General features: G+C 62.2%; 17 protein-coding genes. 9 read left to right on the top strand and 8 right to left on the bottom strand.

Annotated features, from left to right (window positions below; genetic code table 11):
- Window positions 1-50 precede the first annotated feature (50 nt).
- From AACW87_RS09790 to AACW87_RS09780, 3 genes are all read left to right on the top strand, one after another.
- The gene (locus tag AACW87_RS09790; RefSeq protein WP_098984147.1) at window positions 51-542 is read left to right on the top strand and encodes a prolyl-tRNA synthetase associated domain-containing protein; all 492 of its coding nucleotides are present in this window, start codon (window positions 51-53) and stop codon (window positions 540-542) included.
- 216 nt (window positions 543-758) lie between these two features.
- Complete coding sequence (locus AACW87_RS09785) at window positions 759-1,997, top strand: GGDEF domain-containing protein (RefSeq protein ID WP_241324868.1); 1,239 nt, start codon at window positions 759-761, stop codon at window positions 1,995-1,997.
- Window positions 1,994-2,503, top strand: a complete 510-nt coding sequence (locus AACW87_RS09780; protein WP_241324867.1) for a GNAT family N-acetyltransferase — start codon at window positions 1,994-1,996, stop codon at window positions 2,501-2,503. The genes AACW87_RS09785 and AACW87_RS09780 overlap by 4 nt, the downstream gene beginning before the upstream one ends.
- A 96-nt stretch (window positions 2,504-2,599) precedes the next feature.
- Here AACW87_RS09780 and AACW87_RS09775 read toward each other — a convergent pair whose 3' ends face one another.
- From AACW87_RS09775 to AACW87_RS09760, 4 genes are all read right to left on the bottom strand, one after another.
- Window positions 2,600-3,460 (bottom strand): PA4780 family RIO1-like protein kinase, encoded by an 861-nt coding sequence (locus AACW87_RS09775; RefSeq protein WP_042871742.1) that lies wholly within the window; start codon window positions 3,458-3,460, stop codon window positions 2,600-2,602.
- Window positions 3,461-3,638: 178 nt separating this feature from the next.
- Window positions 3,639-4,634 (bottom strand): LpxL/LpxP family acyltransferase, encoded by a 996-nt coding sequence (locus AACW87_RS09770; RefSeq protein WP_181003536.1) that lies wholly within the window; start codon window positions 4,632-4,634, stop codon window positions 3,639-3,641.
- Window positions 4,635-4,773: 139 nt separating this feature from the next.
- The gene (gene lpxM, locus AACW87_RS09765; RefSeq protein ID WP_098984151.1) at window positions 4,774-5,763 is read right to left on the bottom strand and encodes a lauroyl-Kdo(2)-lipid IV(A) myristoyltransferase; all 990 of its coding nucleotides are present in this window, start codon (window positions 5,761-5,763) and stop codon (window positions 4,774-4,776) included.
- A gap of 276 nt (window positions 5,764-6,039) precedes the next feature.
- Window positions 6,040-7,032, bottom strand: a complete 993-nt coding sequence (locus AACW87_RS09760) for a TDT family transporter (protein ID WP_241324866.1) — start codon at window positions 7,030-7,032, stop codon at window positions 6,040-6,042.
- Between the two features lie 99 nt (window positions 7,033-7,131).
- Between AACW87_RS09760 and AACW87_RS09755 the strand changes: the two genes are divergently transcribed.
- Window positions 7,132-8,064: a LysR substrate-binding domain-containing protein gene (locus tag AACW87_RS09755; protein ID WP_241324865.1), complete on the top strand. Its 933-nt coding sequence runs from the start codon at window positions 7,132-7,134 to the stop codon at window positions 8,062-8,064.
- 81 nt (window positions 8,065-8,145) lie between these two features.
- On the opposite strand, the gene AACW87_RS09750 is transcribed toward AACW87_RS09755, so the two are convergent.
- The 3 genes from AACW87_RS09750 to AACW87_RS09740 all read right to left on the bottom strand — a co-directional run bounded on the left by AACW87_RS09750 (window position 8,146) and on the right by AACW87_RS09740 (window position 11,065).
- Complete coding sequence (locus AACW87_RS09750; protein ID WP_241324864.1) at window positions 8,146-9,135, bottom strand: Gfo/Idh/MocA family protein; 990 nt, start codon at window positions 9,133-9,135, stop codon at window positions 8,146-8,148.
- A gap of 21 nt (window positions 9,136-9,156) precedes the next feature.
- Window positions 9,157-10,002, bottom strand: coding sequence for a deoxyribonuclease IV (gene nfo, locus AACW87_RS09745; protein ID WP_043555548.1), 846 nt, complete (start codon window positions 10,000-10,002; stop codon window positions 9,157-9,159).
- Between the two features lie 142 nt (window positions 10,003-10,144).
- Window positions 10,145-11,065 carry a LysR substrate-binding domain-containing protein gene (locus AACW87_RS09740; protein WP_043555546.1) on the bottom strand — a complete coding sequence of 307 codons (921 nt, stop codon included), beginning with the start codon at window positions 11,063-11,065 and terminating at the stop codon, window positions 10,145-10,147.
- Window positions 11,066-11,195: 130 nt separating this feature from the next.
- On the opposite strand from AACW87_RS09740, the gene AACW87_RS09735 reads away from it, so the two are divergent.
- Complete coding sequence (locus AACW87_RS09735) at window positions 11,196-11,954, top strand: SDR family NAD(P)-dependent oxidoreductase (protein ID WP_241324862.1); 759 nt, start codon at window positions 11,196-11,198, stop codon at window positions 11,952-11,954.
- Window positions 11,955-12,077: 123 nt separating this feature from the next.
- On the opposite strand, the gene AACW87_RS09730 is transcribed toward AACW87_RS09735, so the two are convergent.
- A complete protein-coding gene (locus AACW87_RS09730; RefSeq protein ID WP_241324861.1) occupies window positions 12,078-13,511 on the bottom strand; it encodes a glycoside hydrolase family 1 protein in 1,434 nt (477 codons plus the stop codon).
- 165 nt (window positions 13,512-13,676) lie between these two features.
- On the opposite strand from AACW87_RS09730, the gene AACW87_RS09725 reads away from it, so the two are divergent.
- From AACW87_RS09725 to AACW87_RS09710, 4 genes are all read left to right on the top strand, one after another.
- On the top strand, window positions 13,677-14,555 hold the full coding sequence (locus AACW87_RS09725; RefSeq protein WP_098984160.1) for a LysR family transcriptional regulator: 879 nt from the start codon (window positions 13,677-13,679) through the stop codon (window positions 14,553-14,555).
- A gap of 251 nt (window positions 14,556-14,806) precedes the next feature.
- Window positions 14,807-16,453: a sensor domain-containing diguanylate cyclase gene (locus AACW87_RS09720; RefSeq protein WP_241324860.1), complete on the top strand. Its 1,647-nt coding sequence runs from the start codon at window positions 14,807-14,809 to the stop codon at window positions 16,451-16,453.
- 950 nt (window positions 16,454-17,403) lie between these two features.
- The gene (locus AACW87_RS09715; protein ID WP_216640159.1) at window positions 17,404-18,042 is read left to right on the top strand and encodes a phage tail protein; all 639 of its coding nucleotides are present in this window, start codon (window positions 17,404-17,406) and stop codon (window positions 18,040-18,042) included.
- 35 nt (window positions 18,043-18,077) lie between these two features.
- Window positions 18,078-18,653, top strand: coding sequence for a phage tail protein (locus AACW87_RS09710; RefSeq protein WP_098984162.1), 576 nt, complete (start codon window positions 18,078-18,080; stop codon window positions 18,651-18,653).
- Window positions 18,654-18,658 lie beyond the last annotated feature (5 nt).

Genomic DNA, 18,658 nt, shown 5'->3' with positions numbered 1-18,658 from the left:
GTCATCGCCGCCCATTCCCTGCGCCTGTTCACCCAACACGAGGGGCCCTGGTGACACTCTATTCCCTGCTGGACCGGCTGGCCATTTCCTATCAGCGCATCGACCATGCCCCCGTCTTCACCTGTGAGGAGGCGAGCAAGCTGCTGCCCGACCTGCCCGCCGCCAGGACCAAGAACCTGTTTTTGCGCGACCCCAAAAGCGAGCGGCTGTTTCTGGTGGTGACACCTGAAGAAAGCCGGGTCGATCTCAAGGCGCTGGCCAGGGCGCTCGGGGTCAAGCGGCTGAGCTTTGGCTCCCCCGAACGGCTGGCTGCCGTGCTCGGCCTTACCCCGGGCGCCGTGACCCTGCTCGCCATGGTGCGCGACACAGAGCGGGCGGTGACCCTGGTGGTGGACCACACCATCTGGCAAGCCGAACGGGTGCAGTGCCACCCGCTGGTCAACACAGCCACCCTCATCATCACGCTGGACGATGTGCGCCGCCTGCTGGCCCATCTCGGCCGGGAGGCCACCGTCATGGCGCTGCCGGTGCAGCCAACCTGACACTCCCCAGACGGGTGGCGCGATCGACAAACCCCGTTTCGAACCCTTGATGAATCGCGTCAGCTGCCGCCATCGATCCGGTTATGGCCAGGATCGGGATCCAGCAGCTCAAGCCATTGATAATGGGTCGGATTCATGTTGTGATCCGGCACTGTCATGGCGACCCTCCGGGTCGAGACACAGTGACCGGCAGGACGAGCCCAGAGAGCCCCCTAGATGCAAAATCTGTTTTCCTCAGCGCAATTGTTGAGCCTGGTGCTGTTCGTCACGCTGTCGCACGTCGGGGTCGCGGCCATTTTCGCCTATGTATGGCATACCCAGCGCCACATCCGGGCCCTGCTCTACTGGTCGGCCAGCGAGCTGGCCATCGCCGCCGCCTTCGGCTGCCTGCTGATCCGCCCGCTCGCGGGGGAGACCTCCCTCGCCAATATTCTGCTGACCAACCTGCTGCTGATCGCCACCCCCTTGCTCTATGAGCGGGGCCTGCGTCATTTCTTTCGGCGCGAGGCGGACCGGCTGGGCTGGCTCTGTCCCGCCATCGCCCTCACCGGCTTCGCGCTGTTTGCCCTGACCGCCAGCCTGCGGCCGCTGTCCGATGTGCACAGCCGGATCATAGTGCTCTCCGCCGTGCTCTCGCTGCAGATGGCCGTGCTGATCTGGCAGCTCTGGCGTTATCAACGGCTGGCCCCCGGCTATCGGGTGCTGCGCTTTGCCGTCCTGCTGCTCGGCCTGCAGCTGCTGTTGCAACTGCTGCGGATCGCCAAGCACCTCTGGCTGCCCGAGTTCGCGGCCACGACTTTTACCGATCCCCTGCTCGGGCCCGTGATCCTGCTCAGCCTGCTCTTCACCATAGCCCGCAGCTATCTGTTGCTCAGCCTGGTGCACACCCGCCAGCAGCAGGCGCTGCTGGCAACCCAGCGCGAGCTGGAACGGCGCGCCAATCTGGACGCCCTGACCGGACTGGACAGCCGCCACCATTTCGAGCTGCAGCTGGCGGCGCGCGCATGCCGACACGCCCGTCCATGCCAGCTGCTGCTGATCGATCTGGACAACTTCAAGCTGATCAACGACCGGCACGGTCATCCCGCCGGTGATGCCATGCTGCGGGTGGTTGGCCGGGTGATCCGGGAGAACCTGCCCCCGGCGGGGCTGGCCGGGCGCCTCGGTGGCGACGAACTGGCCTTGCTGGTGATGGAGACGCCGCAGACGTTGCCCGGCTACTGCCACGCCCTGCAGCAAGAGGTCACGGAGGCGACCCGCTGGCTGGCGGGCGGCCCCATCAGCCTCAGCATGGGCCTCACCTCGCTGCAGCCGGGAGAGCGCTTCGAGCAGGCCTATCTGCGGGCGGATCAGGCGCTCTACGCCGCCAAGCAGACGGGACGGCAGCGGGCCTGCGTGCAGGAGCCCCACCACAGCGCGCCCCAGCCACTGCAGACGGCAGAGCAGCGCCCATGACGGCCGCCATAGAGTGCCGGGCCGCACAGCTTTGCGATGCGCCCGCCTATCGCCGTTATGTGGCCGAATGTGGCGCCGCCGGGTTGCCGCTCTATCAGGTGGCGCAATTTGACCCGGATCAGTGGCTGCAGGATCTGCTCGCCCATGCCGATGGACGGCATCTGCCGCCGGACTACCCGCCCACCACCACCTACTTTGCCCTTGAGAGGGGGGAGATCCTCGGAGCCTTGCGCCTGCGCCACGGCGACAATCCGGCCACCCTGGCCTGGCTTGGCCACATAGGCTACGAGACCCGCCCCTCCCGCCGGGGTGAAGGGGTGGCCCGTACCCTGCTGCGCTGGTTGCAGCAAGCTGTGCTGACCGAGCCCCTGCTCATCAGCTGCGACGAAGCCAACGGCGCCTCCCTCAGGGTCATAGCGGCCGCCAACGGACAATGTCTGGATCGCCGCTACCATGCAGGGGATGACTGCTGGGTGCGGTTTTACCGGCTCTCTCCCCCACTATGACCACCTGCCTGACTCGGCACGGGTGCAGGTCGCGGCCATAAAAAGAGCGCCGCTAGGGCGCTCATGGTGTGACTGATGAGGTGATGATGGCGGGGCTCAGTAGCTGTCTTCCTGCTCGGCCTTCATCCGCGCCTGACGGGCCAGCGCCTCCTCTTCGGCGCTCTCTATCTCGTGCAGCACGGCATCGATGTCGATGGCCTCGGTGCTCTCCTCGAACAGGCCGGTCAGCTCGCTCTCGGGAGTGAGCTTGCCATCTTCGAACAGCGCCCACATCTCCTTGGCGTAGCGGGTCTTGAGCAGCTCGGGGGCATACATGCCGTAGTAGTTGCGCATGTTGTTGACGTCCCGCTCCAGCATGGCCTTGGCCTGGTTGTTGGCGGCGGCATCCACCACCTGGGGCAGGTCTATGATGACGGGCCCCTGGGCATCCACCAGCACGTTGAATTCGGAAAGGTCGCCGTGGATGAGGCCGGCACAGAGCATGCGCACCACGTAGCGGATCACCTTGGCGTGATCGGCGATGGCCTGCTCGGGCGAGAGCGCCACGTCGTTGAGACGGGGGGCCACGTTGCCCTCCTCGTCGGTGATGAGCTCCATCAGCAGCACGCCGTCGAGGCAGACATAGGGCTGCGGCACCCGCACCCCGGCCGCCGCCAGCTTGAACAGGGCGTCGACTTCTGTGTTCTGCCACACCTCTTCGTGCTGCTTGCGACCGTACTTGGAGCCCTTCTCCATGGCGCGGGCGCTGCGGCTGTTGCGTACCTTGCGCCCTTCCTGATAGACCACGGCCTGCTTGAAGCTGCGCTTGGACGCCTCTTTATAGACCTTGGCGCAGCGGATCTCGTCACCGCAGCGCACCACATAGACGTCGGCCTCTTTGCCGCTCATCAGCCGGCTGATGACGTCATCGACCAGGCCGTCATCAACCAGAGGTTGGATTCGATTTGGAATTTTCATGGCCGCCCTTTTACCCTATTTGCGCATCAGAAGATAGCCCCTGCGGGGCCAGCTTGCATATCCCTGTTATCTGGCGCCCCGCGGCGCCCTGATTGCCGACTTTTTGCCCACCAAACTGCCTGAAGGACAAGCAGTTGTCACCCGCCTGTGCTCAACACGCCAGCCGGTGTATTTCCCTTCAGGGTTCGGGGGGCAGACCGCTGCGGATCCGCTTAATGCCCTCTTCGTAGAGACCATCCGGCCCCGCCTGATGCTCCTGGGTTTCGAAGATCTTGAGAAACCACATGTACTGCTCGGGATGACGGCGCAGCTGCCGCTCCACCATGCGGTTCATGGCGTTGACATCGGCATTCAGGTCCCCGCTGGGATAAGGATCGAACGGCGGTTCAATCTCCAGCCGGTAGCAGCCCTCCTCCTCGTCGTAGCAGGCGAGGATGGGCACGGCCCTGGCACCGGTCAGCTTCACCAGCTTGGGCAGCGCCGGCAGGGTCGCCTTGGGGTGGCCGAAGAAGGGGATGAACAGGCTGGCCTCGCGGCCATGATCCTGATCCGGCAGGTAGAAGAAGCTGGCGCCGCTGCGAATGGCCTTGATGGCCGGCTTGATGCCGACGCTGCGCTCGTACACCTTGCCCCCCTTGGCCCGCTCGCGGTTGATGTACCAGTCAAATACCTGATCTTTCGGGCTCTTCATCATGGTGCACAGCACAAGCCCCTCGTCGGTCAGGTAGCGGCCTATCATGTCCACCGCCCAGGTGTGGGGCACCACCAGTATCATGGGACGCCCGGCGGCCTGCTCCGCCGCTATATGTTCCCAGCCCCGCACCTTGATGCGGCGCTTGAGGTGGGCGGCGCTGCGCAGGGTCAGCTCGCCAAAGCCCATGAAGGTCTTGAGGCCGGTGCGGATCGCCTTGAGCAGCAGGGTGCGGCGCCCGGCCGCATCCAGCTCGGGAAAGCAGATCTTGAGGTTGGTCTCGGCGATATAGGCCTGTTTCCTGGAAAAGCGCAGCAAGGCAGGTGCCATGACATTGGCAAAACGATCGCGCAGCCCGTGGGGAACCAGCGCCAGCAGGCACAACAGACCGAGCGCCAGCCAGCTGCCCCACCAGCGCGGGTGAAGCAGGTGGGCATGAAATGAGGTGTCAAAAACCGGATCGTGTGAGGACATGGCCGCCATCAAGTCATAGAAAAGAAACGGTTATTTTAATTATCCTGATATTTTTTTCCACTTTGGGGTGCAAGGGAGTGCGCCATCCCGGGTGCGGCGCCCACAAAAATGGCCCCGAAGGGCCATGACAAACAGCGCTGACACCCCCTCAGGGGCGAGGGGGAAGATCTCCCCGGATCCGTTTAATGCCCTCCTCGTAGAGGCCATCCGGCCCCTCCTGATCCTCACGAGTATCAAAGATCTTGAGGAACCACATGTACTGGCCGGGATGACGGGTCAGCTGCTGCTGCACCATGTCATTCATGCGGCAGGTGTCCGCCATCAGATCGGCGCTGGGATAATCCGTAAACGGCGCCTCTATCTCCAGACGGTAGCAGTAGTGCGCCTCGTCATAGCAGGCCAGCAGGGGCACGGCCCGTGCACCGCTGACCTGCACCAGACGTGGCAGGGCCGGCAGGGTCGCCTTGGGGTAGCCGAAGAAGGGGGCAAAGATGCTCTTCTCGCGGCCATGATCCTGATCCGGCAGATAGAAGAAGCTGTGTCCCCCCTTGATGGTCCGGATCACCGCCTTGATGCCGGCGCTGCGCTCGTAGACGCGGCAACCATTCTTGGCCCGGGCCCGGTTGAGGTGCCAGTCAAAGACCGGATTGCGGGAGCTCTTCATCATGGTGCACATGGGCACACCACGCTGGGTGAAGTAGTAGCCGGCGGCATCGACCGGCCAGCTGTGGGGCACCACCAGGATCACGGGGCGGCCAGCGGCCTGTTCGGCCTCGATATGTTCCCAGCCGCTCACCTGGATGCGGCTCATCAGGTAGGCGGGGCTGCGCACCGTGAACTCACCGAAGCCGAGCAGGGTCTTGAGACCGATGCGAATGGAGGTCATCAGGATGGCATCGCGCTCGGCGTCGCTCTTGTCGGCAAAGCAGATATCCAGGTTGGTCCTGGCGATATAAATCTGCTTCTTGGACACCTTGACGATCAGCGGCGCCAGCCATTCTGCCAGCTTGTCACGCCAGCGGGGCGGCACGAAGGCGAGCAGACAAAGCGCACCGAGCGCCAGCCAGCTCGGCCAGTAACGCGGGCGCAGCAAACGGGTCTGAAAAGAGGAGTCAAACACAGGATCTTGGGCAGACATGAATGAGGTCAAACGAAGAAAATGGGGTTGCATTGTATTCGTCCTGACAGGTAATACCAGTGAAATTCATCGTGAGCCCCCCACGGTGAGCGCTGGTTCAAAAAATGGATCCGCCAGGGACTGACATCCCCGCGTTCGACCCGCAAGAAGAGACAAAAAAGCGCTCCCCCCATGGTGGAGCGCTGTCGCTGCTATCTGGTCAGCGGAGCATGTCATCACGCATGCCCTTCTCGTTGACTGACCCCTTATCCCCTTGCTCTCCAGCAGAGTCTTTGCCTAGCGGCGGGCACCGTGCCGGGCCATGCCGGGCGCCATGCCGCTATCACCCAGCGGCAGGAAGAACATCAGATAACGCAGGGCCACGTAGCCGACAATCAGGGTGGCGGCGCCCAGCTCGAAGTGGGCAAGCAGATTGATCTGCGCCACATAGTGGGCCGCTTGCGGCCACTGCTCCAGCAGGTGCCCCACCTTGAACAGGGCGGTGGCGCCTATCACCAGCGGGAAGGTAAAAGCGGCATAGCCCGGTGAGAACGGCAGACGCAGCAGCTTGATGAAGGCCAGGTAGATGATGCCGGTCATCAGGATGGCGATCCCCAGCAGCACGGCCACCAGCAGCAGGGAAGGATCCTCGGTCACCGTCAGGTAGCCGGCCAGTGACAGGCTGGCAGGGGCCGCCAGAATGGCGATGGTCGGCTTGGCAGCATCCGGCACCTCATGGCTGAAGATGAGACGGTAGAGCATCAGCGGCAGCATCAGAGCGTAGCAGAGCATGCCGAACCAGAGCAGACCGTCGGCCAGCGCGGCAAACTGGCCGCCGGGAAAGGCGACGTCAGCCACGATAATACCCACAGGCGGTACGAACCAGCTCGGCACCATGTGATGGATCTCGAACTGCCTGGCCCTGTGCCAGAGGAAGGTCGCCAGGAAGAGAAGGTGCAGCACCACGGCAAACAACCAGAGCCCCTCGCCAAGGCCCGGGCTCAGCATGCCGATCGCCTTGGAAACCACCATGGTGCCCATGGCATAGGTGGGGACCACGCTGCCCACCACGGGGTGAGCCAGATCCTGCCACAGCAGGCGCGGATGGAGCAGAAACTTGAAGGTGAGGATCACCAGCAGCACGGCGGCGACGGCGGCGCCCAGCAGCTGCAGGCGGCCATCGAACTGACCGGCATTTTCCCAGCACCAACCCAAACTGGCGATCCCGAGTGCCAGGCCCGCCATGGGGGTCGGGGCTTTGCCCAAGGATTGACGGGTTCTTGCGATCATGTCTGAAACCTCTTGTGAGAGACGATGTGCATAGGATAAAGAGCGGCTATCGTTTACGATATCTAAATGAATTGAATCAATCGTTCAGGTTAACCAAACATGAAATTGACCCTGCAACAACTCAAGGTCTTTGCCACCATAGCCCGCTACGGCAATCTGGGACTGGCCGCCAACGAGCTCTGCCTGAGCAAGGGCGCCGTCTCCCAGTCGTTGCAGGAGCTGGAGCGCCAGCTCGCCACCCCCTTGTTCGACCGCATCCACCCCAGATTGCAGCTCAACAACGAGGGGCGCCTGCTGCAACCGGCCGCCGAAGAGTTGCTGACCCGGATGCAGGATATCGAGACCCTGTTCAGCCCGGATGCGGAGCCGAGCGGCCAGCTGCGCCTCGGCGCCAGCCAGACCATAGGCAACTACCTGCTCCCTACCCTGCTGGCCAGCAGCAAGCAGGAGCTGGGCTTGCCCCCCAGGGTCACCATCACCAACACCCACAAGCTCTGCCATCTGCTGGCCAACTTCGAGCTGGATCTGGCATTGATAGAGGGGCAGAACCACCACCCGGATCTGGTCAGCGAACCCTGGCTCAATGACGAGATGCTGATCGTGGCGCACCCCGACCACCCCCTCGCCCGGCGCAATCGCCTGTCGCTCAGCCAGCTGAGCGATGAGACCTGGGTGCTGCGCGAACCCCAGTCGGGCAGTCGCGAGCAATTCGAGCTGCAGATCCAGCCCGAGTTGCCTCGCTGGCAGGCGGGGCTGGAGCTCAACACCCTGGAGGCCGTGATGCTGGCGGTTGAAAAAGGGCTGGGGATCTCCTTCATCTCCCGCCTGGCGGTGTCGGATCGGTTGCAGGCCGGTCGGCTGGTGGCCTTCTCCCTTGCCCGGCGCTTCCCCCGCCAGCTCTCCCTCATCTGGCATCGGCAGAAATACCACTCGGCCACCCTGCGCCGCTTTCTGCAGTTTTGCCGCGCGCAGGAGGGAGCCCTGCCTCAGCCCCAGCCGGGTCGCCAACGAGCAGATAGGGTGAGCGTCTGAGGCATGACGGCTCGCCGCTCAAGCAGGCAAGAGATCAGACAAACAGAGAGGGCGCCCCGGCGCCCTCTCTGCACATCATGATCACGAGCCGGCTTGCAAGCCGCGCTCGACCCACCCCAGCACTTGTCTGGTCAGGGCCTGCGGCACCCAGGGGGAATCGCTCAATCCCTGCCTGACACAGGCGGCGAAATGATCCGCCTCGTGCTGCATGCCACCACCCGCCACCGGCTCCGCTATGTCTCCCGGCCAGGCAGGCAAGGGATCGCCCGTGACCCAGCATACCTGCTGGGGGTTCCACCACTTGCCGACCAGTTGCAGGGCCCAGCCCTCGCCGCCAAGATACGCCGCCTTGTCGAGATCCTGGACGATGGAAACATCCAGCTCGGCCACGAGGGGGCCGGCAAAGCGGAAGCTGGCGGCCTCGTCCACCTCGCCAGCCTGGCGGGAAAGAGCGACCTGCGGCTCACCCGCAGCCAGCCCCAGCTGGTGACAGATGGCGGCGTAGAGCCAGAGCGGATAGACACCCACATCCCAGGCGGCGCCGCCGGCCAATGCGGGATCAAACAGCTTGCCATCTCGCTCCTGCACCGAGCCGAAGGCCGCCCGCAACCGGTTGGGGGCAGGCAGGGCGCCGAACCGCCGCATCAATTCGCGCATGGCGGGGAAGCACATCACCTTCATCGCCTCCATCAGCAGCAGGCCGCGCGTCCGGGCGAGCTGCACCAGTGCATCCCAATCTGCTACCTGAGTCACCGCCGGCTTTTCCACCAGCACGTGCTTGCCCGCCAGCAACATCTGCCTGATCAGGCCGGCGTGCTCAGGGTGGATCACCGCCACGTAGACGGCCTCCACCTCGGTGCTGGCCGCCAGCGCCTGATAGCTGTCATAGGCAAGGGACAGCCCCTGTTCATCGGCAAAGGCCCGGGCCCGCGTCTGATCACGAGCAGCGATCGCCACCACCCGGCTGCCACTGGCGTGATCATTCACGTCCCGGCAGAAACGATGGGCGATGGCCCCCGCCCCGGCAATGCCCCAGCGCAGTGGCGCCGCGCTCAGTTCCTCTGTTTGCATCCGTTCTTTCTCCTGCACGGGTTATGCCTTGGCCAGACTGCGCAGCCAGCGGATCTCGTCGCCCCAGATGGACTCGTCTATGGTCTCCAGGATCAGCGGAATGCCGTCGAAACGCTCATCATTCATGATGTGGTGGAATACCGCCTCCCCCAGATTGCCCTGCTGCAGGCTGTGGTGGCGATCGACCCGGCTGCCGAAGGTGCACTTGGCGCCGTTGATGTGCATCCCCTTGAGGTACTGGAAACCGACGATGCGGTCGAAGTCGGCGAACACCTGGGCACAGGACTCGGGCGTGCGCAGATCGTAACCGGCGGCGAAGGCGTGGCAGGTATCGAAACAGACGCCGACCCGGCTCTTGTCTTCCACCCCGTCGATGAGGGTGGCCAGGTGTTCAAACGACCAGCCGAGGTTGCTGCCCTGCCCGGCTGTGTTCTCGATCACCGCCGTCACCCCCTGGCTGCGCTCCAGCGCCCAGTTGATGGATTCACTCACCAGTTTCAGGCTGGCCGCTTCCGGGATCTGTTTCAAGTGGCTGCCGGGGTGGAAGTTGAGGTAGCAAAGCCCCAGCTGCTCGCAGCGCTTGAGCTCATCGAGGAAGGCATCGCGGGATTTGGCGAGGCCGTCGGGATCCGGATGCCCCAGATTGATGAGGTAGCTGTCGTGGGGCAGGATCTGCTCGGGGCGAAAACCGGCTTTCTCGCAGGCCTGCTTGAAGGCGCGGATGCTGGCCTCGGAGAGCGGCGCCGCCTGCCACTGGCGCTGATTCTTGGTAAACAGGGCGAAGGCGTTGGCGCCGATGGCTTCTGCGCGGGCTATGGTGTTCTCCACCCCGCCGGCGGCACTGACGTGGGCTCCGATATATTTCATGAGATCTCCTCTGCTCTGTGAGAGCGCCATTATGCCGATCTCCCCCGCCCACGCCAAACCGGGATCCTCGATGGCCGTCATAGAGGTTCTGATCACAGGCTCCCCGCATGACGAATGGAGGCCATCCGTTACCGACCCCGCATCAGGTGACGACCGCCGAGTCAGCAGCCAGCGCCTCATCCAGCACCTCGCTCAGCCAGTGGATAAAGGCCCGCACCCGGGGCGAGAGCTGGCGACGATGGGCATAAAGGGCATGGATCGGCAAGGGCGGCGCCTGCCACTGGGGCAGTATGGCCACCAGCTCGCCACTGGCGAGCAGCGGCTCGACCCCGACTCCTGGCAGCTGGATGATCCCCAGCCCCGCCTGCGCCGCCGCCAGATAGGCTTCGCTGTCGCTCACAGTGAGGGTCCCCGCCATCGCCAGCACGGTGCGAGTGCCATCGGCCTGCACATACTCGAAACCGGCCTCGCGACTCCCGGGCCCGGCCCCATAGTGCACCAGCCTGTGCTGTGCCAGATCCGCCAGCGTCTGCGGTGTGCCGTGGCGAGCCAGATAGGTGGCGCTGGCGCAGTTGATCTGGCGGTAGTGACCCAGGGGGCGCGCCACCAGGCTGGAGGACTCCAGCGCCCCCACCCGCACCACGCAGTCGAAGCCCTCACGCACCAGATCGACCCGTCGATCCGTGCTGCTCAGCATCAGCTGCAGATCTGGATGGGCCGCCAGAAAGGCGGGCAGCGCCGGGATGACCAGATGGCGCGCCATCCGGCTTGGCATGTCCACCCGCAGCTGGCCGCTGAGTTGCCCCCCCTGCCGGAACAGCCCGTTGAACTCCTCCATGTCGGCCAGCAGCTCCTGGCTGCGGGCATAGCAGAGCTGACCATCCGTGGTCAGCTGCACCCGCCTGGTGGTGCGATGGAGCAAGCGGGTGCCCAGCTGTTCTTCCAGCCGGCGGATGGCCGCGGAGAGCGTTGCCTTGGGCATGCCCAGCTGCTCGGCGCTGCGGGTGAAGCTCTCAAGTTCGGCCACCCGCATGAACATTCTCATCGCATCCAGTTGATCCATGGCATCATTGTCACTTTGAACGGAACAGTGCATCTATTATTACCATCTTTATCCATGGTGCACGCACCAATAGAGTGGCACTAGCGGCTCGTCCCGAGCCCGCCTCCACCCCATTGACAGGAGTCGTACCATGACCCGTTCCATCGCCCTCATCACAGGCGCCAGCCGCGGCCTCGGCAAACACTCGGCCCTGGCCCTCGCCGCCAAAGGCGTCGATCTCATCATCACCTATCGCAGCCAGGCCGAAGAGGCGGCCACAGTGGTGGCGCAGGCCAATGCGCTCGGCGTCAAGGCCCACGCCTTGCCACTCGATGTGGCCGACAGCGCCTCCTTCGCCACCTTCGCGGCCGAGGTGCGCCAGTTGCTGCAACGGGAGTGGCAACGCGAGCGGTTCGACTTTCTGGTCAACAATGCCGGCATCGGCATCCACGCCAGCTTCGAGCAGACCACTGAGCAGCAGTTCGATACCCTCATGAACATTCACCTCAAGGGGACCTTCTTCCTGACCCAGCAGTTGCTGCCCCTGATCCGCGATGGCGGGCGCATCATCAATCTCTCGACCGGCCTCACCCGTTTCGCGCTGCCCGGTTACGCTGCCTACGCCGCCATGAAGGGGGGAATAGAGGTGTTGACCCGCTATCTGGCCAAGGAGCTGGGCCCGCGCGGGATCGCCGTCAACGTGGTGGCACCCGGTGCCATCGAGACTGATTTTGGCGGGGGTGTGGTGCGGGACAACCAGGCCGTCAACGACTTCATCGCCAGCCAGACCGCGCTCGGGCGAGTCGGCCAGCCGGACGACATAGGCGGCGTGATAGCGGCTCTGCTCTCGGATGACAGTCGCTGGGTCAATGCCCAGCGCATCGAGGCCTCGGGCGGCATGTTTATCTAGCGCCCATCGCAGCATGCTCCTGCATCGCACAAGAGGTCGGCGGCAAAACGAAAGGCCTCCTCACACGAGGGGGCCTTTTCCGTAGCAGAGCCTGTTGTACCAACGCAATCCGAACCGAGTGATTTACAGCGTCTTGCCGCCGCTTGCGATCACCGATTGATACCAGTGGAAACTCTCTTTCTTGATGCGACGCAAGGTGCCGCCCTGCTCATCGCGATCCACATAGACGAAGCCGTAACGCTTCTGGTAGCCGTTGAGCCAGCTCAGGATATCGGTGAAGGACCAGGCGCAATAACCAATCAGCTCGACCCCGTCCTGCAGTGCCTGCTGACAGGCAACGAGATGACTCTTGAGGTAGGCGATGCGGTAATCATCGTGCACCTTGTCATCCGCCCCCAGCTGATCAAACTCGCCGAGACCGTTCTCGGTGATCATCAGCGGCAGACCGTAGCGGGAGGAGAGGCGGCGCAGGGCGATGCGCATCCCGGTCGGGTCTATGGCCCAGTCCCAGTTGCTGGTTTCCAGATGGGGGTTGGGCGCCGTCTTGTAGAGGCCCGGAATGCCGCTCGAGGGGGTGGTGCCCTTCTGCCCCGTGGTATTGATGCGCTGCAGGGTCTGGCCGCCGAGGGGGTTGTCGGTGAAGGTCAGGGTGTAGTAGTAGTTGACGCCTATGTAATCCGGCGTGCCTTCGCGCAGCAGCTCAAGATCTCCCGGCAGTATTTCCGGTGCCTCGCCATTTTCTTTCAGGTAGGCGAGCGCCGCCTGGGGGTAGCGGCCGAAGCAGTAAGCATCCAGCCACCAGTAGTTGGTGAACTCCTCGGCATTTTCGAACGCCAGCATGTCTTTGGGGTCACAGGAGGCCGGATAGGCGGGCGAATAGGCGAAGCTAGGGCCTATCAGGCCGTTCGGTACATGCTGGCGGAACGCCTTGATCACCCGGGCATTGGCCAGGAAGGCGATGTGGTTGGCGGCGAAGAAGCGCTTGCGGTCCTGCACTGCCGGGGGATGGGTGCCGAGCTGATAGGCGTTGGTCAGGTTGTAGTTCTGCTCATTGAGCGACACCCAGTACTTCACCTTGCCGGCGAAGCGCTGATACAGGGTCACGCAGTAGCGCTCGAAGTCGTCGATGATGCGTCTGTCTTCCCAGCCGCCGTACTCATCCTGCAGCGCCTGGGGCAAGTCCCAGTGATAGAGGGTCAGCACGGGTTCGATCTGATGGGCCAGCAGGGTGTCGATGAGTTTTTCGTAGAAGGCGAGACCCGCCTCGTTCACCTCGCCCCGGCCGGTCGGGTAGATGCGCGGCCAGCTCACCGAGAAGCGGTAGGCCTTGAGCCCCATCTCGGCCATCAACGCCACATCTTCTTCCATGCGGTGATAGTGATCGACCGCCACATCGCCGTTGCTGCCCTCAAAGGTCTTGCCCGGCAACTTGGTGAACAGATCCCACACCGAGGGGCCCTTGCCGTCGGCATTCCAGGCCCCTTCCACTTGATAGGCGGCGGAAGCGGCGCCCCACAGAAAATCTTTCGGGAAGTCGTTGAACATATGGTGATGCATCTGGTGTTGCTCCTTCTGCGCGGATGGTGTCAGCCATCTCTGATGAGTCGGCGCCCCATTCAAGGCGTCCCAAATAAATTGGCATAAGCATCGAACAGTTCTAAAATTCCGTCCAATGACAAATGTGGCCATTCAACATTCCCAACAGGAATGAAAGGAGCTGTGGTGGAGCTACGGGATCTGAAAGCCTTCGTGACCCTGGGGGAGGTGCTGCACTTCGGTCAGGCGGCGGTGCGTCAGCATGTCACCCAGTCGGCCCTGAGCAAGCAGATAAGGCGGCTGGAGGAAGAGTTCGGCGGTGAGCTGTTCGAGCGCAACGCCAGCAGCACCCGCCTGACCGTGCTGGGACGGGCGCTCTATGCGGATGCCAGCGCCCTGGTGGCCCAGAGCGAACAGCTAGGGCGCACCGCCCGCGATGTGCTGGCAGGCAACAGCGGCACTCTGCGCATCGGCTTCGGCGTAGCCACCAAGATACTGGTGCCCGCCGCCATCGCCCGCTTTCGCGCCGAGCGGCCGCAGGTGACCATAGAGCTCAACGACCTCTCCACCCATCACCAATTGCTGGCCCTGAGCGAAGGCAGGTTGGATCTCGGCTTTTGCCGCCTGCCCGCCCCCAAGGGGTGGCACTGCCTGCCTGTGGTGCAGGCGCACTTTGTCGCCGTACTGCCAGCCAGCTACAGCGGCATAAATGAACTCGCGGATCTGGTGGACAAGCCGCTGGCCATACTGCGCCGGGACAAGGCACCCTCGTTTTACGACAACCTGATGCACTACCTGGCCCAGAGCGGCGTGCGCTTTCGCGATATCCAGTACGTCAACGACTTCGCCGCCGGCGTTGCCACCGCGGCGGCGGATATCGCCTGGACCCTGGTGCCCTCCTCCACCACCATAGAGCACCCGGATGTGCTTACCCTGCCCCTGCGTGAAGCCGAGGCAAGCTGGACCATAGGCCTCCTTCGCCCGCCCCACAGCAAGGGCCCGCTCATCGATGCCTTCTGGCAGATTGTCGCTGCCATGACGCAGCCAGCGGGCGAGCCGGATTGACCTTTGCCGCGCGCACTCGCCACCTCACCCGCCCAGGAAGAGGTTCCTGTCAGGGATGACGGCCCCACGACTGCCTTTATTGCGTGATCCCTGCCTGCCAAGGATGGGGAATAGAGAAGATCATCTTTTCGATCAAGGCATTGAGATGGGTGGGCCAGGCCGGATAGTAGTAGCTTTTCGGCAGTTGGCTCCATTAGAATCAGCCGGCTCATTTCCACTACCGCACCTTGATACCGGACGCCTTCCTGCTCATGCTACTTCCTCGGTTCCTGAAAATTGACCTGCGCAGCCTCATACTCGCACTGGCCGTCATCAGCGTCATGGCGACCCTGAGCAACAGTTTTTATGCCACCTACGAGGCGCAGCGAGCACTGCTGATCAGCAACACCCTGGATGCCAATCGCGTCTACGCGGCCAAGCTGGCCGAGATGACCAACACCATGCTCCAGTCCAGTCAGAGCCAGCTGGCCTATAGCGCCACCCTGCTCGCCCCCGCCATGAAGGATGACAGCACCCTCTTGAGTGAAATGCAGCGACTGCAACAGCAGACGGCGACCTTCAACTCGGTGGCCGTCGTGAATGCCGATGCCGTGGTCGTGGCCGTCTATCCCGATACGCTGCAGGTAAAGGGGGCCAGACTCACCTCCCAGAGCGCCAAGCTATCCATCACGACCCGCCAGCCGGTGATCACGGATCCGTTCGTTTCGCTCTCGGGCAACTATCTCATCAGCATCTCCTACCCCATCTTCGACAAGGAGAAGCGCTATCTCGGCTATGTGGCGGGCACCATCTACCTCCAGTCACACAACATGCTCTCCGGCATACTGGGCCAGCACTACTATCAGGATGGCTCCTCCCTCTATGTGGTGGATCGCAACAGAACCCGCATCTATCACCCGGACAGTGCCAGGGTCGGTGAAAAAATCCGTGACAACGGGGTGGTCGACAAGGTGCTAAGCGGCGAAGAGGGGGCACTCGCACTGACTGACGAGACGGGCACAGAGATGCTGGCCGGCTTTGCCCCCATCCCGCAGACCCACTGGGGAGTGGTGGCGCAGCGTCCCCGCGCCGCCACCCTGGCCGGGCTGGATCAGCAGATGATGCACGTGCTGCTCAAGATCATTCCCATCAACCTGCTGATCCTGCTGTTCATCTGGATTTCCGCCATCTTCATCTCCAGGCCGCTGTGGCAGCTGGCCCACAAGGCCAAGCTGATGGATCAACAAGAGTCGCTGAAGAACATCGCCAGGATCCGGGTCTGGTACTTCGAGGCCGCCCAGCTCAAGCAGGCCATGCTCAAGGGGCTGGGGCTGCTCAATACCAGGATCACCCAGCTGCACAATGACAGCCATACCGATGCCATGACGGGCCTGTTCAACCGCCGGGGCATGCAGCAGGTGCTCGACAGCTATCAGGCGCTGGGCCAGCCACTCGCCGTGATAGCGCTGGATATAGATCACTTCAAGCAGATCAATGACGGCTTCGGCCATGATGTCGGGGACCAGGTGCTGGCCGCCCTCGCGGCCTTGATGCAGCAAGGCGCCAGACAGGCGGATGCCGTGTGTCGCAGCGGCGGTGAAGAGTTTCTGGTCTTGCTGCCCGGCCTGCCGCTCCCCCTCGCCTTCGAAATCGCCGAGCGGTTGCGCCAGCGGGTCGCCGCACATCCGATGCCCGGCGCCGGCCATATCACCATCTCGCTCGGGGTCGCCCATTGGCCCGGCAGCGATGGCGATCTCAACGCCGTGTTGAAACAGGCCGACAAGGCACTTTATGAAGCCAAGCGACGGGGCCGCAATCGCACCGTGCTGGCCAGTCGCGATCAGCAACCCGTCCATGACGATGGATCGCAACCCCTGTCACCGCCAGAGGATCCCCCAAAGCGCGGACATCCCGGCTAGGCCGGTGTCATCCGGGCCAGTCGTCTGGTTCCCCTGCTACCCAAACACATGAGGGCATGCACAGCCTGCTATCTATTACGGCAGCCGCACCTTGCCCACCGCCGGGGCATCAAGGATGTCATACCAGAATAGAGAAAACGGTGGGCCACCTTGCAGCAGGATCGGAAAACGTACGAAGAGGGTTATTGATTTACTTGAAAGAGGTCTTGGTCATCCACATAAAATGGATGACCAAGACGACGGAAAGAGTATTAGAGACTGATTAATTGGATTGGTCGCCTTTACCAGGCTGCCACATAGTGGGTTATAACAGTATATCCTTTTCCCAAGAATGGTGATGGAACAGTCAAGGTGTCGCACTCTATTAGTGATTCGCTATTTAGCGAGCATGTCTTCCAGTTTTAACTCAGCAGCCAATAAACAACGCAATCTTATTATTGAGCACCTCTGGACATGGTATCACCTAAAAAAGATGACCCGGAGGATTCGACAACGACATCTCATGCATCTCATATTCGAGTTTATGCCTTAGCTAGCCTGCTAGGTATTTTACTACGATCAGCCACATATTTTGATTAGGCATGATAAATCAGTTTAATACGCTCCTGGCCTGTGATGCCGGCATAACTATCCATTGTTCGATATCGAGTCAGATAGCATTGATGCCAATCATTGCAGTAGATATAGAAGCAAAGTGACGCAAGTATCCATTTGGCCAGTTCACTTTGATAGTGCAGCGTGCACGCAGCATTTCAACGCCTACATTCAACGGTATAGCGTGCGGATGGGATACAGGTTGAAGGATAGATGCTGGTTACAGCATGGTATTTTTCTACGATTTTACGCTAAGTCACTTCAGTGCTTTTTATGGAAATAGATGTTGAGTAAATACATCAACTATTCGAGGTTCGTAGCAAGCGCAATTAAACATTAAAAAATGCACTTGCCAAATGAATCCAAACCTGTCTATTGTCTACAAGCGCTTGCTACTCTCCTGCGGTAAATGGATTTGGCGCCATTATCTTGTTCAAGGAGAAAAGAACATGGATCCCTTTCTTGGTGAAATTCGCCTGTTCCCCTGGGGCTGGGCACCTGAAGGCTGGCTCCCGTGCGAGGGGCAGATTCTGCCATTCAACAGCAATGTCGCGCTGGCCTCCCTGCTGGGCAAAAACTTTGGCGGCAACGGCACCACCACCTTCGGCCTGCCGGATCTGCGCGGCCGGGTTGCCCTGGGGCAGAACTTTCAGGCTTCGACTCTCCCTCCGATCATGGATGTGCACGCACTGGGTAGCGTTGGCGGTAGCGAGACTGTAGCGCTGCCGCAAAGCTCGGTGGCCCTGCATAACCACGCCACACATGTCTCCACCGACCCAGGTAACGATGACCCGGGCGGCAACATTCCCGCCGTCAGCTCGAACTCCAAAGGCGTCGTGGCAAAACCAACCTACACACCGGCCACGGGCACCCTGACTGCCCTCAACAATGCGACCGTTACCCCAACGCCTGGCACACCCATGCCGAACATGCAGCCCTCCATTGTCGGCTGTTTCTGCATCGCTACGACGGGCATCTACCCGCCGCGCCAGTAATGGCTGTCTACAGACCCTCAAGCAAGGAAACTGACATGTCTGAAGCCTTCGTCGGAGAAATTCGCATGTTTGCCGGTAACTATGCGCCTGAAGGTTGGGCGTTGTGTGACGGTAGAACCCTGTCGATCAGCAATTACCAGGCCCTGTATTCATTACTGGGCACCCTGTATGGCGGCAACGGCAGCACCACATTCGGCCTGCCTGACTACCGGGGTCGCCTGCTGGTGGGCCAGGGCAGCGGAACGGGCCTGTCCCCGAGGACGCTGACCCAGACCTTTGGTACGGAAACCGTGACCATGCAGCCGGAAAACACAGCGCCCCATAGCCATGCCTTTTGGGTGAGCACCAACGATGCCGAATCGGCCAGTCCGTCCCCCAGCACAACACCGAACGGCATGACCTTCGGTAAATTCACGGGTGCGGGGATCATCACCGGGCTGTACAGCGCAGGAACCGGAACCTCCGCCACCGTCAGGATGAATCCGCAGTTTCTCGACTCGGCACTGATCCCGGCCGGTGGTGCTGCAACCCCCCATAGCAACCTGATGGGGTCATTGGCCGTCAACTACATCATTTGCTTGGTCGGCCTCTATCCGACCCGACACCAGTGACCCTC

The sequence above is a fragment of the Aeromonas sp. MR7 genome (assembly GCF_963899385.1).
In the GTDB taxonomy this organism is placed as follows: domain Bacteria; phylum Pseudomonadota; class Gammaproteobacteria; order Enterobacterales; family Aeromonadaceae; genus Aeromonas; species Aeromonas bestiarum.
This window is presented reverse-complemented; position numbering and strand designations above follow the sequence as displayed.

What these genes read in the sequence shown, in the direction of transcription:
- AACW87_RS09785 (WP_241324868.1), top strand. Translation starts at nt 759, where the DNA reads ATGCAAAATCTGTTTTCCTCAGCGCAATTGTTGAGCCTGGTGCTGTTC.
- AACW87_RS09780 (WP_241324867.1), top strand. Translation starts at nt 1,994, where the DNA reads ATGACGGCCGCCATAGAGTGCCGGGCCGCACAGCTTTGCGATGCGCCC.
- AACW87_RS09775 (WP_042871742.1), bottom strand. Translation starts at nt 3,460, where the DNA reads ATGAAAATTCCAAATCGAATCCAACCTCTGGTTGATGACGGCCTGGTC.
- AACW87_RS09770 (WP_181003536.1), bottom strand. Translation starts at nt 4,634, where the DNA reads ATGGCGGCCATGTCCTCACACGATCCGGTTTTTGACACCTCATTTCAT.
- lpxM (WP_098984151.1), bottom strand. Translation starts at nt 5,763, where the DNA reads ATGTCTGCCCAAGATCCTGTGTTTGACTCCTCTTTTCAGACCCGTTTG.
- AACW87_RS09760 (WP_241324866.1), bottom strand. Translation starts at nt 7,032, where the DNA reads ATGATCGCAAGAACCCGTCAATCCTTGGGCAAAGCCCCGACCCCCATG.
- AACW87_RS09755 (WP_241324865.1), top strand. Translation starts at nt 7,132, where the DNA reads ATGAAATTGACCCTGCAACAACTCAAGGTCTTTGCCACCATAGCCCGC.
- AACW87_RS09750 (WP_241324864.1), bottom strand. Translation starts at nt 9,135, where the DNA reads ATGCAAACAGAGGAACTGAGCGCGGCGCCACTGCGCTGGGGCATTGCC.
- nfo (WP_043555548.1), bottom strand. Translation starts at nt 10,002, where the DNA reads ATGAAATATATCGGAGCCCACGTCAGTGCCGCCGGCGGGGTGGAGAAC.
- AACW87_RS09740 (WP_043555546.1), bottom strand. Translation starts at nt 11,065, where the DNA reads ATGGATCAACTGGATGCGATGAGAATGTTCATGCGGGTGGCCGAACTT.
- AACW87_RS09735 (WP_241324862.1), top strand. Translation starts at nt 11,196, where the DNA reads ATGACCCGTTCCATCGCCCTCATCACAGGCGCCAGCCGCGGCCTCGGC.
- AACW87_RS09730 (WP_241324861.1), bottom strand. Translation starts at nt 13,511, where the DNA reads ATGCATCACCATATGTTCAACGACTTCCCGAAAGATTTTCTGTGGGGC.
- AACW87_RS09720 (WP_241324860.1), top strand. Translation starts at nt 14,807, where the DNA reads ATGCTACTTCCTCGGTTCCTGAAAATTGACCTGCGCAGCCTCATACTC.
- AACW87_RS09715 (WP_216640159.1), top strand. Translation starts at nt 17,404, where the DNA reads ATGAATCCAAACCTGTCTATTGTCTACAAGCGCTTGCTACTCTCCTGC.
- AACW87_RS09710 (WP_098984162.1), top strand. Translation starts at nt 18,078, where the DNA reads ATGTCTGAAGCCTTCGTCGGAGAAATTCGCATGTTTGCCGGTAACTAT.